The organism is Nocardia sp. NPDC005366 (assembly GCF_040606855.1).
Lineage (GTDB): Bacteria > Actinomycetota > Actinomycetes > Mycobacteriales > Mycobacteriaceae > Nocardia.
Genome location: NZ_JBEXFQ010000001.1, coordinates 394,169 through 409,920, shown reverse-complemented (window position 1 = coordinate 409,920; position 15,752 = coordinate 394,169). Strand labels below are relative to the sequence as shown.

Sequence of the window (15,752 nt, the reverse complement as noted above, 5' to 3'; positions counted from 1 at the left end):
GCGGCGCGCAGCGCGGACCCGAATTTGGTGGTGACGGTCGACATAACAGAACTCCTCGGGTGAGTGCGTCGTGCGACGGGTGTCAGCTGCCGAGCGGGGTGTCCGGCAGACTCTTATCCAGGAATTGCGGTGCGGTTTCGGCCGATTCGCGCAGGCCGTGATCGGCGGCGTCGCATGGCAGCGATCGGCGGGCACCACCGGTTCGGCGAGGCAGGGATCGCGGCGCTGGATCGTGTGCGCGCAACGCCGGACACGCTCTCGATGGGGACACGAGATCTCCTCGGGCTGAATCTGACCGACATTCGGACGCTGCTGGCCTGACGGCGTGGGATCACACCGATACCGCGCCACCACCTCGATGTCGGGGTGGTGGCGCGCGTACGAGACTAACGCCGACAGCCTGCCCGCATACGTCGAACCGGGCCGACTCGGCGACATCAGCGAATTCCTGGCGTTCGATTTCCGAGGGGCATCACAGGCCACCAACGGAATGCCACCACGTGCCGTACGGCACGCAGGGCGCTAGCGCATACTCTTGGCGTGTTTGCCCGCGAGCGCGTCGAGGCCGAGCATCGCCAGCAGCGACTGGCAGTCGTCGGCGTTCTCGGAATGGCTGGCGACGGTCCGCGCGGCGATCGCGCTCTGGCGGGCGGTCTCCACCTTCTCAGCGGCCCGCGCCTCGGCGAACTCGTTCTGCTCATGGATCAGTGACATGTGACGTGCCGGGGGCATTGGACTCCTTGGGGGTTGATCGAAGCCTATACGGGTTCCCCGGCGTCGCATAGTGACGAACTCACAGAGTCTTCGCGCGTTCGCTGAGCAGATCTCACCGGGCGGCCACACCGGCGGCTCACGCACCACGCCGTTTGAGGCGTGGTGAGAGCTGGCTAACCCGCGGGAACGAGTATGTGTCTGGTCGGATCCGTGACCAACAAAGACTCCGGTGTGAGCCCGACACCCCTGCCCATCTCGATCCACTTGCGGTCCGCCGACCACAACACCTTCTGAACCAGCTTGCCCCCACTGAGAAATAGATAGAAGCCCTGCGCGGGACGATCGCTGCTCGATGACCCGCGAGTCGGCAGGCCCCGCCAGCACTCAGCAGCGGGTCCCGACTGGGCAGCACGACTCAGATCCGCCGCGTCGATTCCCCCGTACACGTCTACTACCCGGTCCCACGCGTCCGACCAGCCAGCAGCCCGTGTGAGCTCGCCCATCGTGACCTCTCCACGCCTTTCCACGATCTGACTCAATTCCTCGTTGAATCGCGTCGCCGAGCCCAGCTTGTCAAGAGGCCCATTGACGCTCACTGTTTCGCCGAGGCAAATCGGTTCCGTCGATGGTTTCGTCCCGAAACACCCGCTCGCGGCGGGAACCAGAAACATAATCAGTGCCAGATACTTGATACGCATTACACTCCCCTCTGGGGAAGCGGGATGTCGACACCGGGTTGCACCTTGGTCTTACCCACTTCGACACTGTTGCTCCAGGCGACCTGCGGAGTTCCAGTGTCGGATGATTCCGACAAGACGATCATCTTTCCGCCGCCGATATCCGCGTTGATCTTTGCTGCGAGTTCCTCGGCACTGGCGTTCGGATTGTTCTTCCCGATTTCCCTGCCGCGCTCATTGTTGTACAGATCCATCGCTTCCCGCGCCGGCGGATTACCGCCTGTCTTCTCGTGCGCGGTCGTATAGGACTCGGTCCAATCCGCGCCGAACTCCTGCGTCATCCGCGCATTCCAATACGCATGCCTGAATGCATCACCATGACCATCCTGCTGCGCCTCGCGGGTATCGGGATACTGGCTCTCAGCCATGGTCTCCGCGTCGCTCTTGATCTGGAAGAACTCGATCACGCCACCCGTTCCGCGCGAGGTGTACAGCAGCTTCATTTGCGCAACCTCCTCCTCCGTCATAGCTCGACCTTGGAAGGTCGGGTCGACCATGCGGATAGCATCGAGAACCGAGCCGCTGGGCCAAACCTGCATATCCGATTTCGAGGCGTCGGTCTGATAGTCGACGAGAATCTTCGCCAGTTCAGGGTCGCTCGGCATCGGGATCAGCGCTTCCCGGGCGGAGATCGGCACCTGTTCGAGCAGATTCTGTATCCGCCCTTCCGCTACGATGTCGAATTCCTGCATCCGGGTGAGCGATGCGCGGAGGGTCGCGGTGAATTCGAGTTCTTCGAGCTCTTTCTTGGCGATCGCGGGTCCGGGCGCCCACCAATACTTCTTGCCCCACTCCCAGTTCGATTTCCGAGACGATACCGTACCGTCATCCGTATAGAATAGATCCCACTGGGATTCCTCGACCGCCGCGATCGTCGCACGTATCCGCAGGATCATCGCCTCGAAAACCGCCACAACGGACTTGACGTGTCCGACATCGATTCATAGAGATCCACCGTGGTCAACGTATCCCTACGATCATCTTCGCAACGCTGCCGGAGAGCATCGCCGGTTGTCCCCACGAAATAAGAATATGAATCCCTGACCGACCGCGCAACGGCCTCCACCTCGGATTCTATTTCCGCGGCCACCCGTGACAATGTCGCCGCCAAGTCATTCGCAGGGCCCAGATCCCATGCCAGCACCTGTGAAACAAGCAGCGGATCGGCTTCGCTCATCTCGGCGGCTCGCCCTGGAACTGGGCTGCTCGCACCTGGTCCTGGTTCTCGAACTCGCTGACCGCCTGGTCGAGCCCGTCGGCGATTCCGGTGCATCTACCGGCATGAAATTTCAGCACCCGGTCCAACGCTTCCAATGTTTCTTGGGATCGTGTCAGCGCCAGCGATTGGCTATAAACGCCCGCCCTCGCCTTGTCTCGGTCGGGTACGGCCACCGGTACCTTGCCCAGTATCGTCTCGGCTCGTCCTCGCACTTGCGTGGCGAGTTCGCGCACCAGCACCGGATCCATCTCGAACATGGCGCGGCCTCAGAGGACGTACTCGTCGCCGCCGAACCGATCACGTTCGCCTCGGCCATTATCGCCTCGGCCATTTTCGCCTCGGCCATTATCGCCTCGGCCATTATCGCGACGACGTATCGGAGCGAACGACGACATGTCGTCATCTGTGGAAAGTTCGGTGAATGCCCGTTCGGCCTCGGCCTCGGCGGCGGCGTAGGCGACACGATGCCGGTCGACGATGAGACCGGCCAAACGCTCGGCTCCGTATTCCAACGCATACTCCGACAAGCGCAGATCGGTGATCGAACCGCGCGCGTCGGTCTCGATGTAGACGGTCCCGTCCGTAGATCGGGAACGGCCACGGACTCGCTCGACAGCCTCGTTGATTCGCTTGACCCGAGCCGCGATCGCGGCATTGTCCTCGGCCATCATTCCCCCGCGCCTGTGCGACATGTCAGCTCTACAGCGCCGCCCTTGTGCCACCCCGGATCGGGCCTGGCCGAACATTGCGACGCCGATTGTACGGCCCGCGATCGGCGCAGCGGGATCGACCGGTTCAGACGAGCAGATCGCGAACCACGCCGTCGGCGAGAAGTCGCCCGGCATCGGTGAGGACGAGATGGGTAGCCGTGCGCCGGGCCAGGCCGTCACGCTCCGCGCGGGCGAGGGCCGGGAAGGCGTCGGGGGCGAGGTCGGCCAGTGGAAGACCGGTGCGCAGGCGCAGCGTGAGCATCACTCGTTCGGTGTAGCGCTCCTCGGCGGTGAGCGTTTCCCACCCCGCCGCGGGCAACTCCCCGGTGGCGACCCGATCCACGTAGCGCGCGGGATGTTTGACGTTCCACCACCGCACGCCGCCGACATGACTGTGCGCGCCGGGGCCGGCTCCGAGCCAGTCGCCGCCGTCCCAGTAGCCGAGATTGTGCCGACAGCGCGCGGAATCGCCTGCGGCCCAATTGGATACCTCGTACCAGGTGAGTCCGGCGGCGGACAGGCGCGCGTCGACGCGTTCGTAACGGGCGGCGAGGGTGTCCTCGTCGGGGGCGGGTAATTCCCCGCGACGCACCCGGCGGGCGAGGGCGGTGCCGTCCTCGACGATCAGCGAATACGCGGATACGTGGTCGACTCCGGCGCTGAGTACAGCGTCGAGGCTGGCGTCGAGATCGGCGTCGCGCTCACCGGGGGTGCCGTAGATCAGATCCAGGTTGACGTGGTCGAAACCGGCTGCCCGCGCCTCGTGCGCCGCCGCGACCGCGCGGCCGGGAGTATGGGTGCGATCGAGCACCGACAGCACGTGCTGGGCCGCCGACTGCATACCGAGGGAGACGCGGGTGTATCCCGCCGAGCGGATCCGCTCGAAGAAAGCGGGCGCGGTTGATTCCGGATTCGATTCGGTGGTCACCTCCGCGCCGGGAGCGAGGGCGAAATTCGCGCGGACGGCGTCGAGTACCGCCGCCAGGCCGTCGCCGCCGAGGAGTGAGGGGGTGCCGCCGCCGACGAAGACGGTTTCCACCGCCGGTGTCGCACTCGGCAGCGCCCCGAATTCCACGGCGGCCGTCGCCAGCTCGCCCCGCAGGCCCTCCAGCCACGACTGCGGCGAGGCCGACGTGCCCAATTCCCCCGCCGTGTAGGTGTTGAAATCGCAGTATCCGCACCGCGTCGCACAGAACGGCACGTGCACGTAGATCCCGAACGCCCCGCCCCCGAAATCACGCAGCACCGGGTGCGTCGACTCGGTGCGCCTGGAACTTGCGGCGGCTGAACTCACCCCTCCAGTGTGACGGTCCCGGCGCGGGCGCCACTGCGCGGGCGGCGTTCGTGTGACGAGGCCGATACGTCGGCGCCGTTTCGGACATAGCGGATGCATCACCACCCGGGCCCGAGCAAACGACTATGACAGCGATCACAGATAGACCCGGCGGTGCAGGGATTTCCCGCACTTTTGCGGGAAATACTGGCAGGGCGGTCGGATCGGCCGTTCGTACATGGCACAATAGGCCCATGCGCGGATCCGGAGTACGACTTGTGGCACGTCGCCACGTCGACTTCAAGCGCGTCTGCAGTGCCAGTTGTCCGTCCGGTCGTCACCGGTAACTCAGCGGCGCGCATTCCCGGGTTTGCCCGGAATTCTCCCGATATCGCATCGGTCCGCTGACACCGCGGGAGCGAGTCAGCCCCTCGCCCCTTCAGCACGGATGTACCAACACCAGCAGGAGCGACCCCATGACGTCGAGTACCGACGCCGGTCCCAGCGATCACCCCACGCCCGAATCCCGGCAGGGGCAGCACGCGCGTCCGGAACGCCCCGCCTCGGAGCGGCGCGTTCGACCGGACCGTCCCCGACGCGAAGCCCCGGCCGGTCCGCGGGCGCGCACGGGAAAGCCGGTGCGCCGTAAGGCCGAGGGCCAGTGGGCGCTCGGCTACCGCGAGCCGCTGAATCCGAACGAGCAGTCCAAGAAGGACGACAACCCGCTCAACGTCCGGGCCCGCATCGAGAACATCTACTCCAAGCAGGGCTTCGGCAGCATCGACAAGGGCGATCTGCGTGGCCGCTTCCGCTGGTGGGGTCTCTATACCCAGCGTGAACAGGGCTACGACGGCACCTTCACCGGCGACGAGAACATCGACCTGCTCGAAGCCGAATACTTCATGATGCGCATCCGCTGCGACGGCGGCGCGCTCAACGTCGAGCAGCTGCGCACACTCGGCGGGATCTCGACCGAATTCGGCCGCGACACCGCCGACCTCTCCGACCGCGAGAACGTCCAGTACCACTGGATCGAGGTCGAGAACGTCCCGGAGATCTGGAAGCGCGTCGAGGCCGTCGGCCTCAAGACCACCGAGGCGTGCGGCGACTGCCCGCGCGTCGTGCTCGGCTCGCCGCTGGCCGGTGAATCCTTCGGGGAGGTCATCGACCCGACGCCCGCGATCGATGAGATCGTGCGCCGCTATATCGGCAAGAAGGAATATTCCAACCTGCCGCGCAAATTCAAGACCGCGATCTCGGGCCAGCAGGATGTGGTGCACGAGATCAACGACGTCGCCTTCATCGGCGTCGAACATCCCGAGCACGGTCCCGGTCTCGACCTGTGGGTCGGCGGCGGCCTGTCCACGAATCCGATGCTCGCGCAGCGGGTCGGGGTGTGGGTGCCGCTGGACGAGGTGCCCGACGTGTGGGAGGGCGTCGTCTCGCTTTTCCGCGATTACGGCTACCGTCGCCTGCGCACCAAGGCCCGCCTCAAATTCCTGGTCAAGGACTGGGGTATCGAGAAGTTCCGCCAGGTGCTCGAGGACGAGTACCTCCAGCGCAAGTTGATCGACGGTCCCGCGCCGGAGCAGCCGACCAAGCCGATCGATCACGTCGGGGTCCAGAAGTTGAAGAACGGGCTCAACGCCGTCGGCTTCTCCCCCATCGCGGGCCGGGTGTCGGGCACCGTCCTGGCCAAGGTGGCCGACGCGGTGGAACGGATCGGCTCGGACCGCATCCGGTTCACCCCGTACCAGAAGCTGATCGTGCTCGACGTCGCCGACGACAAGGTCGACGCGCTGATCGACGAACTGGAACCGCTCGGCCTGCAGGCGCGCCCGTCGGTGTGGCGGCGAAATCTGATGGCCTGCAGCGGTATCGAATTCTGCAAACTGTCCTTCGCCGAGACCCGCAAGCGCTCGCAGGCGCTCGTGCCGGAACTCGAGCAGCGCCTCGACGACCTCAATGCCCAGCTCGACGTGCCGATCACCATCAATATCAACGGCTGCCCGAATTCGTGCGCGCGGTCGCAGATCGCCGATATCGGGTTCAAGGGCCAGCTGGTCGATGACGGTTCCGGGAATCAGGTGGAGGGTTTCCAGGTTCATCTCGGTGGCAGCCTCGGATTCGACAGCGCCTTCGGGCGCAAGCTGCGTCAGCACAAGGTGACCAGCACCGAACTCGGCGACTACATCGAGCGCGTGGTGCGCAATTTCATCAAGCACCGTGAAGACGGTGAACGGTTCGCGCAGTGGGCCGTTCGCGCCGACGAGGCCGACCTTCGGTGACGACGGCTCGTGTGACGGGAGATCTATTGTGACAACGAAACTCGCGCAGAAATTGTCCGAGGACGAATTGCGGAACATCGCCGAAAGCGGCGCGGCCGAACTCGGGCCCGACGCCTCGGCGCTGGAACTGCTGCGGTGGACCGAGCAGACCTTCGGTTCCGGCTATATCGTCGCCTCGAATATGCAGGACGGGGTGCTGGTGCACCTCGCCGCGGAGGTTCGTCCCGGCGTGGACGTGCTGTTCCTCGACACCGGCTACCACTTCGCCGAGACGATCGGCACCCGCGACGCGGTGGCGGCCGTGTACGGGGTGAACGTGGTGAACGTCGGGCCGGAAACCACAGTGGCCGAACAGGATCGACTGCTCGGCAAGGATCTCTTCGCCCGCGACCCCGGTGAATGCTGCCGGTTGCGCAAGGTGGTGCCACTGCGGAATTCGCTGCGCGGATACAACGCCTGGGTGACCGGCATCCGCCGGGTGGAGGCCCCGACCAGGGCCAACGCCCCGCTGATCTCCTTCGACGAAGGTTTCGGCCTGGTGAAGATCAATCCGATCGCGCCGTGGTCCGACGACGAGATGCAGAGCTACATCGAAGAGCACGGCATTCTCGTCAACCCCCTGGTGGAAGAGGGATATCCGTCTATCGGGTGTGCTCCGTGCACGCGGAAGCCGGAGCCGGGGTCCGATCCACGAAGCGGCCGGTGGGCAGGCCTCGCCAAGACCGAATGCGGGTTGCACCAATCTTAACGGTTCCCCCTCCTGAAAGCAGGGGGATTTCCAGCTCAGACAGCAACCTGACCATCCACCCGGAGGAGGTGATCGGCTTGTCTCACGTCATCAACACTGGTGTGGCCCCGTTCTGCCACAGCCAGAATCACTCTGGCGGCGTTGCGGTCCCTCGAATCGGTGAAACCGCACGAGGAACACGCGAAACCACGTTCGTGCAGTTCGAGTCGCTTGGCTCTCGCGAAACACGAACTACACGTCATCGTCGTATAGGCGGGCCGAACCAACACCACCCGCAGCCTCGGCGATGCGTCCAGGCCGCAGCCTGTAGGTGTAGCGCACCACTTCGCCCATACGTTCGATCCTAACGAAAGATAATGCCGTGCAACACAAACGACACGCACACCTCTCCCTCCCCGCCGTGAACGACGGGGTATCCGAGGCGGATTCCTGATGACCGGAACCATCAGCGAACGTTCTCTCGGCATCAGCGATTTCGACACCCTGGCCGCGCTCGAATCCGAATCCATCCATATTTTCCGTGAGGTGGCCGGTGAATTCGAGCGGCCGGTGATCCTGTTCTCCGGCGGCAAGGATTCCACGGTGCTACTGCACCTGGCCCTCAAGGCATTCTGGCCCGCGCCGCTGCCCTTCGCGCTGCTGCACGTCGACACCGGCCACAACCTGCCCGAAGTCCTGGACTTCCGGGACAAGGTGGTCGAGAAGTACGGCCTGCGACTGCATGTCGCCAAGGTCGAGGACTACCTCGCCGACGGCCGGCTCACCGAGCGTCCCGATGGCATTCGCAATCCGCTGCAGACCGTCCCGCTGCTCGACGCCATCTCCGAGCACCGCTTCGACGCGGTCTTCGGCGGTGGCCGCCGCGACGAGGAACGCTCCCGCGCCAAGGAGCGGATCTTCTCGCTGCGCAACGCCTTCGGCCAGTGGGATCCCAAGCGGCAGCGCCCGGAGCTGTGGAATCTGTACAACGGCAGGCACGCGCCCGGTGAGCACGTTCGGGTCTTCCCGCTGAGCAACTGGACCGAACTCGATATCTGGCGCTACATCGCCCGCGAGGATGTCGATCTGGCCAGCATCTATTACGCGCACGAGCGCCCGGTCTACCAGCGCGACGGCATGTGGATGACCCCCGGCGTCTGGGGCGGTCCCGGCGACGGCGAGGAACTCCAGACCCGCTCGGTGCGCTACCGCACCGTCGGCGACGGATCTTCCACCGGCGCCATCCTTTCCGACGCGACGGACAACGAGGCGATTCTCGCCGAGGTCGCCGCGTCCCGACTGACCGAGCGCGGCGCGACCCGTGGTGACGACCGGGTTTCCGAGGCCGCGATGGAAGACCGTAAGCGAGAGGGTTATTTCTGAGATGTCCGACCTATTGAGACTGGCCACCGCCGGTTCTGTCGACGACGGCAAGTCCACCTTGGTCGGACGGCTGCTCTACGACACGAAATCCGTACTCGCCGACCAGATCGACGCCGTCACCCGCGCGTCGGTGGACAAGGGTCTGGCCACCCCGGATCTCTCGTTGCTCGTGGACGGGTTGCGCGCGGAGCGGGAACAGGGCATCACCATCGATGTCGCCTACCGCTACTTCGCTACTCCCGCAAGGTCTTTCGTGCTCGCGGATACTCCGGGGCATGTGCAGTACACCCGCAATACGGTCTCCGGGGCATCCACCGCGCAATTGGTGATCCTGCTCGTCGACGCCCGCAAGGGCGTCATCGAGCAGACCCGCCGCCACGCGGCGGTGCTCGCGCTGCTCGGCGTGCCCAAACTGGTTCTCGCGGTCAACAAGATCGACCTGGTCGACAACCCCGCCGAGGTTTTCGCCGCGATCTCCGCCGAATTCAACACCCTCACCACGGCGCTGGGCTGGGCTCAGGAGGATGTGCTGGAAATCCCGGTCTCGGCGCTGCACGGCGACAATGTCGCCTCGCGTTCGACGAATACCCCGTACTACGACGGGCCCTCGCTGATCGAGCATCTGGAATCGGTGCCCGCCGACGCCGACAGCACCGGCGCGCATTCCATCGGATTGCGTTTCCCGGTGCAGTACGTCATCCGTCCGCGCACCGCCGAATACCCGGATTACCGTGGATACGCCGGGCAGATCGCCGCCGGTTCGGTGTCCCCCGGTGACGAAGTCGTGGTGCTGCCCTCGGGTATTCGCACCACCGTCGAGCGTATCGACACCCCCGACGGCGAGCTGGCGGTGGCCCAGCCCGGTCGCAGTGTCACGCTGATCCTGGCCGACGATGTCGATATCTCCCGTGGCGACGTCATCGCCTCGGTCACCGACGCGCCCGAGCCCATCGACACCTTCGACGCCACGGTCTGCTGGCTCGGGGACAAGCCGCTGCGCCCCGGCGCGCGGCTGCTGCTCAAGCACGGTACCCGGACCACCCAGGCCATCGTCGGCACCTTGGTCGAGCGCTTCGACGAGCAGCGTCTGGCCGCGGAACCGAATCCGGAAGCGTTGTCGCTCAACGATATCGGTCGGATCTCGGTCCGGGTCGCCGAACCGATCGCGGCCGACGACTACCGGGTGAACCGGCACACGGGCAGCTTCCTGCTCATCGATCCCGCGGGCGGCAACACCCTCGGCGCCGGACTCGTCGGTGATGTGCTCAGCGCCGTCGAGGTCGGCGCCGGAGTCTGAGATGACCGCCTCGATCGGCATCTCGGCGCCGACGCCCGCGCGGGCGTCGGGCGGCCCGGCGCTGATCGCGGTGGCGCACGGCAGCCGTGACCCGCGCTCGGCGGCGACGATGGCGGCCGTGGTCGCCGATATCGCCGACGCCCGCCCCGGTGTCGACGTCCGCCCCGCCTTCCTCGACCTGAGCGCGCCTTCGGTCGATCAGGTCATCGATGCCGTTGCCGCACAGGGGCATACACGCGCGATCGTCGCACCGCTGCTTCTCGGGAGCGCTTTCCACGCCCGCGTCGACCTGCCCGGACTGCTGGAAGCGGCCCGCGCACGCCACCCGCGTCTGCGCCTCACCCAGGCCGATGTCCTCGGCCCGGACGCCCGCCTGATCGGCGCGCTGCGCGAACGGGTGCGAGAGGCGCACGCCGCCAGCGATATCACCGAGGGGCCCCGGGTCGGCATCGCCGTCGCGGCGGTGGGATCGTCCAGCGTCACCGCCAATACGCGCACCGCCGAGGTGGCCCGCCGTCTCGCCGCCGCCACCGGCCTGCGCACCGAAATCTGCTTCGCCACCACCGAACCCACACTTCCCGAGGCGGTTTCGCGCCTGCGCGCCCGTGGCAGCGAGCACATCCTCGTCGCCACCTGGTTCCTGGCCCCCGGCCTCCTGACCGACCGCCTGGCCGCCGCCGCACCGGATCTGGTGCACGCCGACGTCATCGGCCCCGATCCGGCCCTCACCGACATCGTCTGGGACCGTTACGACGCGGCGCGGGCGGACATGCTGGCGCTCACCGCCTGAGATGACCGCGCCGACGTAGGCATCTTCAGCCCTCACTCCGGCCGAGCAGGCGATCCGCGATCGAGCGCGCGGTGGCCACCTTGGCATCGGCGCCCAGTTGGCGGGCGAGGTTGGCGGCGCTGACCACGGCATCCAATTCGAACGCGAGGGCGTCCGCGTCACCGGACGGGAGTTCGCCCAGGCCTTGTGCCTTGCGGATTTCCGTGGCCAGGAAGGTGAGCCATTCGTCGTGGTCGGCCGCGAGAGCGTCGCGAACCGGGCCGGGCCTGCTGTCGAATTCGATCAGGGCCGCGCTGCGGAAGCAGCCGCCGGGAAAGGCGGGCTCGGTGATGTGGTCGAACCAGCGGTCGACCAGCGCGCGCAAGCGGGTGACACCGCGCGGCTCGCGGAGGCTGGGGGTGATGATCTGCTCGACGAAGACATCGCGGGCGGCGTGCACCGCCGCCAGTTGCAGGGCCTCCTTGCTGCCGAACAGGGTGGCGATACCGCTTTTGCTGATGCCGAGGTCGGTGGCGAGCCTGCCGATACTCACTCCGTTCAGCCCTTCCACCGACGCCACGTCCGCGGCATGCCTGGCGATGGACGCTCGGGAGCGGGCCCCTTTGACCAGACGCTGATCGGTGAGGTGCGGCGCGGAAGCTGATGTCGTCTCGGCCATGAGCCCCATTGTTCCACCGATCTCTTGCCAATACGAACGAACGGACGTACTTTATTGCACGAACGATCGTACTTTTTGTTAACGGTGCACGAAGGGCAGACCCATGACCGAAGTGTCCACGCGGACCGCTCCCCCGGCGACGAAGGCAGCCAAGACCACGCTGCTGATCGCCTGCGGCGCCGCATTCATCGCCTTCCTCGATCTCTCCGTGGTCAATATCGCCTTCCCCTCGATCGCCCGCGACTATCCCGGCACCGCGACGACCACCCTGACCTGGGTTGTCAGCGGGTACGCCGTGGCCTTCGCGGCACTGCTCACCCCGGCGGGCCGTATCGCCGACACGCTCGGCCGCCGCCGCGTATTCCTCACCGCCCTCGCCGGTTTCGCACTCACCTCCCTGCTGTGCGCGCTCGCTCCCACGGCGGGCTGGCTCATCGCCGGTCGGCTCCTACAGGGGGCGACGGCGGCGCTGATGATGCCGTCGGCACTCGGTCTTGTCCTCGATGTCACCCCTCGGGAACGCATCGGCGCGGCGATCGGGGCGTGGACGGCGGCGGGCGGTTTCGCCGCCGTGGTCGGACCCGCCATCGGCGGCGCACTGGTCGAGGTATTCGGCTGGCGCTCGGTTTTCGTCATCAACGTCCCGGTCGCGTTGGCACTGATCCTGCCCGGCCTGCGCATTCCGGTCTCCGACGCCAGGCAGCCCGGCAGTTCACTACCCGATCCGCTCGGCACCCTCGCGGTGGCGCTCGGCCTCGGCGGACTGGTCGCCGGAGTCACCGAGGGGCAACGCTGGGGCTGGACGTCGGTGGGCACGGTGGCCGCCCTCGGCGTGGGCGCGCTACTGCTGCTCGTCGCCCTTGTCCGTTCCACGCGCCACCGTAACCCGGCCATCGCGGTGGAGTTGTGGCGCAGCAGACCATACGCGCTGGCGAATGCGGCGTCGTTCGTATTCGGCGCGGCGATGTTCGCCTGGCTGCTGACCGGACCGCTGTTCCTGGACGCGATCTGGGGCTATTCGGTACTCGCTTCGGCGGGGGCGCTCACCGTCGGCGCGGTCGCGTCCATGGTCACCGCCACGGTGGCGGGCCGGATCACCGATCCGGGGCCGAGGCGCTGGGTAGGTGTAGTCGGGACGCTGATGTTCGCCGCATCGACGATCTGGATGAGTACCGACGCCCTCGGTCCGGACGCGGCGTTGTGGTCGGCGTGGATACCGGCGGGCCTGCTCGGCGGCGGCGGTGTCGGCATCGTGGTGACCGTCCTCGGCACCGCCGCCGCGAGCGCCCTTCCGCCACAGCAGTTCGCGGCGGGCATCGGCATGAATCTCACCGCACGTCAGGTCGGCGGCGCGCTCGGCGTCGCCGTGCTCGCGGCGATCTTCGCGGCGAATCCGGGCGATCAACTCGCCGCATTCCATGTCGTCTTCGCGGTGTGCGCCGGTATCGCCCTGGCGGCGGCGGTCATCACCGCGATCCCGTCCCGCGTACGCGCCACCACGGAATAAGGAGCACATAATGACCGACAGCACTTTTCCCGCCGAGACCGATGACCCGATGCTGCTGCCCACCGGCACGGCCCGCGATCTGCTCGCGGGAGCACCGTGGCAACGCTTCGCCGTACTCGGCGATTCCGTCGCACTGGGTGTGGGTGATCCCAGCCCGGGCTACGACGCCGCCGGGTGGTCCGATCGGGTAGCGACCGTGCTCGGCTCGGTGAATCCCGATCTGGCCTATCTCAATACCGGCCGCGTAGGCGCCACTATCGAACAGGTCATCGCCGAACAGGTTGGCCCCGTGCTGGATTTCCGGCCCGACCTGGTACACGCGACCTGCGGCGGGAACGATCTGTTCCTTCGTGGCGATATGGACGAGCTGCGGACGAATCTGGATGCCCTCTACGCCGTACTGTCCCGAAGCGGGGCACAGATATTCACATTCGCTCTGGCCGATGTCTGGGAGACCGAGCGGATGGCGCCGATGCGGCCGATGCGAGACCGGATGGCCGAGTTGAACGAGATCGTGCGCGAAACGGCCGCGCGCTACGACGTCCTGGTGGTGGACTTCTGGAATCACCCATTGCGACTGCGCCCGGATCTGATGAGTGCGGATCTGATCCACTTCACCTCGAGTGGACACGCGGTGGTGGCCGTCGAAACAGTGCGTGCGCTGAGCGAGCTCATCCCGGCCCGGACCACCGGAGCATGACGGTCGGGCGGTGCCAGGGGGATTCGCCCCGGACACCGCCCGATCCCGCAGGGCTCAGCCCTCGATCAGGGCAGTACCTGCGGCACCGCGCCCGGTGCCACCAGGCCGACGATGACGCCGATCGCGGTACCCCACAGCGCGCCGTTGATCGCGCCGATGATCGCGCACGGAATCGCCGCCACGATGAAACCCGGCAGGCACGAGACGCCCGAAAGAATGCCCGACCCCGCCGCGCCCGCCATCGCACCCGTCACGGCGCCGTTGGCCACCGGATCGGAGTTCTGCGCCCCCGGATTCGTCGCGACCTCCTGAAGCGGGAGTCCGCCCGCGACCGGCTCAACGACCTGCTGCACCACCGGCGCCGGAGCCTGGGCCACCTGGCCCGGTTCGGCGGCGGCGACCCCCGCGAAGGCGACAGCGGCCGCGATCGGCAGCACTCCCGCGATCAGCTTGCGACCTGCTTTTCTGAAAGTCCCACGGACCATGTTGTTTTCTATCCTCCCCGACCCCCGATACGGAATCCGCGCGCTCGATGAATCATCCGAGCAGTACGGAACGAAACGTTTTCGATTCATACCGAGGAGCCGATTCGATGATGTGTGGAGTGCCCGGACGATGTCCGCGATCGACACTCTATCGCACCGATTTTCCTTTCACCGAGGTATTCGCGTGGCCGGTCGGCCGACTACACGGTCGTCGCATTCACCGGAATTAACTGGCTCGGCCGCAAGGTATTTGAGGATTCCCGTGTCAGCTCTGATAGCGCTCGATCAACTGCGCGCCGAGCATCGCGAGTTCGTCGCGCACCGACTGCGGAGCGAGCACCTCGATCTCGGCGCCCCATCCGGCCAATTGCTGGGCGATCATGCGCGGGGTCGGCGCGGTGACGCGCACCATGATCCGTCCGTCCTCGACCGGTCCGTCGACCTCGCAGTGCCTGCCCTGCTGATTGCGCAGCACCGGAAGCAATTCGGCGGCGATGAGCGCGGTGGCCGAGACGGTGGACCTACGCTGTTCCATCTCGCCGACCACTTCCTCCCACACGGTCGATAGGTCGAAATCAGCGGGGCGAGTGGTAATTTCGTCGGTGAGTGCGGCTTCGACGATGCGGTCGACCCGGAAGGTGCGTCTGCCGCGTTCGGTGCCCGCGATCAGGTACCAGATGGCGTCCTTGTCGACCAGACCCCACGGGTCGCCCAGCCGCTCCGAACGCAGGCCCGCGCGCTCGTAGACCAACCGCACCCGGCGCCGTTCCACCACGGCGCGCTGCAAGAGGGTGACCACACCGGGGCGGGTGCGGTCGTGCTGACCCCAGCGCGCGGGATCGATGACCACCGCGTCGGCCGCGGCCTCGGCATCGGCGCGGAATGTCTGCGGCAGTGCGCGCACCAGTTTGCGCAGCGCCGACTTCACCTCGGGCACCGCACCCGCCGATGATCCGGCCAGCAGGAACAGCGCCCGCGCCTCCGGTTCGTTCAGCCCGGTCAAATCGGTGCGGGCGCCGCCGACCAGCGACCAGCCGCCGCCTCGGCCCTGTTGCGGGTATACCGGGACGCCCGCAGCGGACAACGCCTCGAGGTCGCGGCGGGCGGTGGCCACGGAGATCTCCAATTCGGCGGCGACTTCCGCGGCCGTCACCCGGCCGCGCGCCTGCATCAACAACAGGGTCGCCACCAATCGGTCTGCTCGCACAGGTCGATTCTTCCGGTAAAAGTGCTCATTCGGTGAGCACTTTGGATGGGATCGTTA

General features: G+C 66.5%; 17 protein-coding genes and 1 pseudogene. 8 read left to right on the top strand and 10 right to left on the bottom strand.

Features of this window, described 5'->3' with window-relative positions; all coding sequences use genetic code 11:
* The first annotated feature begins 174 nt into the window (after positions 1-174).
* A complete protein-coding gene (locus tag ABZS43_RS01800; RefSeq protein WP_355033880.1) occupies positions 175-321 on the top strand; it encodes a hypothetical protein in 147 nt (48 codons plus the stop codon).
* 201 nt (positions 322-522) lie between these two features.
* Here ABZS43_RS01800 and ABZS43_RS01795 read toward each other — a convergent pair whose 3' ends face one another.
* From ABZS43_RS01795 to hemW, 6 genes are all read right to left on the bottom strand, one after another.
* Positions 523-732: a hypothetical protein gene (locus ABZS43_RS01795; protein WP_355033879.1), complete on the bottom strand. Its 210-nt coding sequence runs from the start codon at positions 730-732 to the stop codon at positions 523-525.
* A gap of 155 nt (positions 733-887) precedes the next feature.
* Entirely contained in the window at positions 888-1,412 is a 525-nt protein-coding gene (locus ABZS43_RS01790) for a hypothetical protein (protein WP_355033878.1), read from the bottom strand.
* A complete protein-coding gene (locus ABZS43_RS01785) occupies positions 1,412-2,365 on the bottom strand; it encodes a hypothetical protein (protein WP_355033877.1) in 954 nt (317 codons plus the stop codon). Before ABZS43_RS01785 ends, ABZS43_RS01790 begins: the two co-directional genes overlap by 1 nt.
* 259 nt (positions 2,366-2,624) lie before the next feature.
* The gene (locus ABZS43_RS01780) at positions 2,625-2,927 is read right to left on the bottom strand and encodes a hypothetical protein (protein ID WP_355033876.1); all 303 of its coding nucleotides are present in this window, start codon (positions 2,925-2,927) and stop codon (positions 2,625-2,627) included.
* Positions 2,928-2,936: 9 nt separating this feature from the next.
* Positions 2,937-3,341 (bottom strand): YbaB/EbfC family nucleoid-associated protein, encoded by a 405-nt coding sequence (locus tag ABZS43_RS01775; RefSeq protein WP_355033875.1) that lies wholly within the window; start codon positions 3,339-3,341, stop codon positions 2,937-2,939.
* A gap of 124 nt (positions 3,342-3,465) precedes the next feature.
* Positions 3,466-4,626: a radical SAM family heme chaperone HemW gene (hemW, locus tag ABZS43_RS01770; protein WP_355033976.1), complete on the bottom strand. Its 1,161-nt coding sequence runs from the start codon at positions 4,624-4,626 to the stop codon at positions 3,466-3,468.
* A gap of 503 nt (positions 4,627-5,129) precedes the next feature.
* On the opposite strand from hemW, the gene ABZS43_RS01765 reads away from it, so the two are divergent.
* On the top strand, positions 5,130-6,941 hold the full coding sequence (locus ABZS43_RS01765; RefSeq protein ID WP_355033874.1) for a nitrite/sulfite reductase: 1,812 nt from the start codon (positions 5,130-5,132) through the stop codon (positions 6,939-6,941).
* Between the two features lie 28 nt (positions 6,942-6,969).
* Positions 6,970-7,689: a phosphoadenylyl-sulfate reductase gene (locus ABZS43_RS01760; RefSeq protein ID WP_355033873.1), complete on the top strand. Its 720-nt coding sequence runs from the start codon at positions 6,970-6,972 to the stop codon at positions 7,687-7,689.
* A 35-nt stretch (positions 7,690-7,724) separates the two neighbouring features.
* Here the strand turns inward: ABZS43_RS01760 and ABZS43_RS01755 are convergent.
* Positions 7,725-7,961, bottom strand: a pseudogene (locus ABZS43_RS01755) (zinc ribbon domain-containing protein); the annotation flags it as partial.
* Positions 7,962-8,121: 160 nt separating this feature from the next.
* Between ABZS43_RS01755 and cysD the strand changes: the two are divergent.
* From cysD to ABZS43_RS01740, 3 genes are read left to right on the top strand one after another with little or no spacing between them, the layout of a single operon-like run.
* Positions 8,122-9,051, top strand: a complete 930-nt coding sequence (gene cysD / locus ABZS43_RS01750) for a sulfate adenylyltransferase subunit CysD (protein WP_355033872.1) — start codon at positions 8,122-8,124, stop codon at positions 9,049-9,051.
* Position 9,052: 1 nt separating this feature from the next.
* Complete coding sequence (locus ABZS43_RS01745; protein WP_355033871.1) at positions 9,053-10,348, top strand: GTP-binding protein; 1,296 nt, start codon at positions 9,053-9,055, stop codon at positions 10,346-10,348.
* Position 10,349: 1 nt separating this feature from the next.
* A complete protein-coding gene (locus ABZS43_RS01740; protein WP_355033870.1) occupies positions 10,350-11,138 on the top strand; it encodes a sirohydrochlorin chelatase in 789 nt (262 codons plus the stop codon).
* Positions 11,139-11,163: 25 nt separating this feature from the next.
* On the opposite strand, the gene ABZS43_RS01735 is transcribed toward ABZS43_RS01740, so the two are convergent.
* Positions 11,164-11,805: a TetR/AcrR family transcriptional regulator gene (locus ABZS43_RS01735; RefSeq protein WP_355033869.1), complete on the bottom strand. Its 642-nt coding sequence runs from the start codon at positions 11,803-11,805 to the stop codon at positions 11,164-11,166.
* A gap of 94 nt (positions 11,806-11,899) precedes the next feature.
* Here ABZS43_RS01735 and ABZS43_RS01730 point away from each other — a divergent pair, with 94 nt between their 5' ends.
* Together ABZS43_RS01730 and ABZS43_RS01725 are read left to right on the top strand one after the other, a co-directional pair.
* Positions 11,900-13,303 (top strand): MFS transporter, encoded by a 1,404-nt coding sequence (locus tag ABZS43_RS01730; protein WP_355033868.1) that lies wholly within the window; start codon positions 11,900-11,902, stop codon positions 13,301-13,303.
* A gap of 10 nt (positions 13,304-13,313) precedes the next feature.
* Positions 13,314-14,003, top strand: coding sequence for an SGNH/GDSL hydrolase family protein (locus tag ABZS43_RS01725; RefSeq protein ID WP_355033867.1), 690 nt, complete (start codon positions 13,314-13,316; stop codon positions 14,001-14,003).
* 65 nt (positions 14,004-14,068) lie between these two features.
* Here the strand turns inward: ABZS43_RS01725 and ABZS43_RS01720 are convergent, their stop codons facing one another.
* Together ABZS43_RS01720 and ABZS43_RS01715 are read right to left on the bottom strand one after the other, a co-directional pair.
* Positions 14,069-14,488: a hypothetical protein gene (locus ABZS43_RS01720; RefSeq protein ID WP_355033866.1), complete on the bottom strand. Its 420-nt coding sequence runs from the start codon at positions 14,486-14,488 to the stop codon at positions 14,069-14,071.
* A 265-nt stretch (positions 14,489-14,753) separates the two neighbouring features.
* Positions 14,754-15,695, bottom strand: a complete 942-nt coding sequence (locus ABZS43_RS01715; protein WP_355033865.1) for a WYL domain-containing protein — start codon at positions 15,693-15,695, stop codon at positions 14,754-14,756.
* Positions 15,696-15,752 lie beyond the last annotated feature (57 nt).

Bases quoted from the DNA above. Each gene is read 5' to 3' on its own strand.
- ABZS43_RS01800 (WP_355033880.1), top strand. From the start codon at position 175: ATGGCAGCGATCGGCGGGCACCACCGGTTCGGCGAGGCAGGGATCGCG.
- ABZS43_RS01795 (WP_355033879.1), bottom strand. From the start codon at position 732: ATGCCCCCGGCACGTCACATGTCACTGATCCATGAGCAGAACGAGTTC.
- ABZS43_RS01790 (WP_355033878.1), bottom strand. From the start codon at position 1,412: ATGCGTATCAAGTATCTGGCACTGATTATGTTTCTGGTTCCCGCCGCG.
- ABZS43_RS01780 (WP_355033876.1), bottom strand. From the start codon at position 2,927: ATGTTCGAGATGGATCCGGTGCTGGTGCGCGAACTCGCCACGCAAGTG.
- ABZS43_RS01775 (WP_355033875.1), bottom strand. From the start codon at position 3,341: ATGATGGCCGAGGACAATGCCGCGATCGCGGCTCGGGTCAAGCGAATC.
- ABZS43_RS01765 (WP_355033874.1), top strand. From the start codon at position 5,130: ATGACGTCGAGTACCGACGCCGGTCCCAGCGATCACCCCACGCCCGAA.
- cysD (WP_355033872.1), top strand. From the start codon at position 8,122: ATGACCGGAACCATCAGCGAACGTTCTCTCGGCATCAGCGATTTCGAC.
- ABZS43_RS01745 (WP_355033871.1), top strand. From the start codon at position 9,053: ATGTCCGACCTATTGAGACTGGCCACCGCCGGTTCTGTCGACGACGGC.
- ABZS43_RS01740 (WP_355033870.1), top strand. From the start codon at position 10,350: ATGACCGCCTCGATCGGCATCTCGGCGCCGACGCCCGCGCGGGCGTCG.
- ABZS43_RS01735 (WP_355033869.1), bottom strand. From the start codon at position 11,805: ATGGGGCTCATGGCCGAGACGACATCAGCTTCCGCGCCGCACCTCACC.
- ABZS43_RS01730 (WP_355033868.1), top strand. From the start codon at position 11,900: ATGACCGAAGTGTCCACGCGGACCGCTCCCCCGGCGACGAAGGCAGCC.
- ABZS43_RS01725 (WP_355033867.1), top strand. From the start codon at position 13,314: ATGACCGACAGCACTTTTCCCGCCGAGACCGATGACCCGATGCTGCTG.
- ABZS43_RS01720 (WP_355033866.1), bottom strand. From the start codon at position 14,488: ATGGTCCGTGGGACTTTCAGAAAAGCAGGTCGCAAGCTGATCGCGGGA.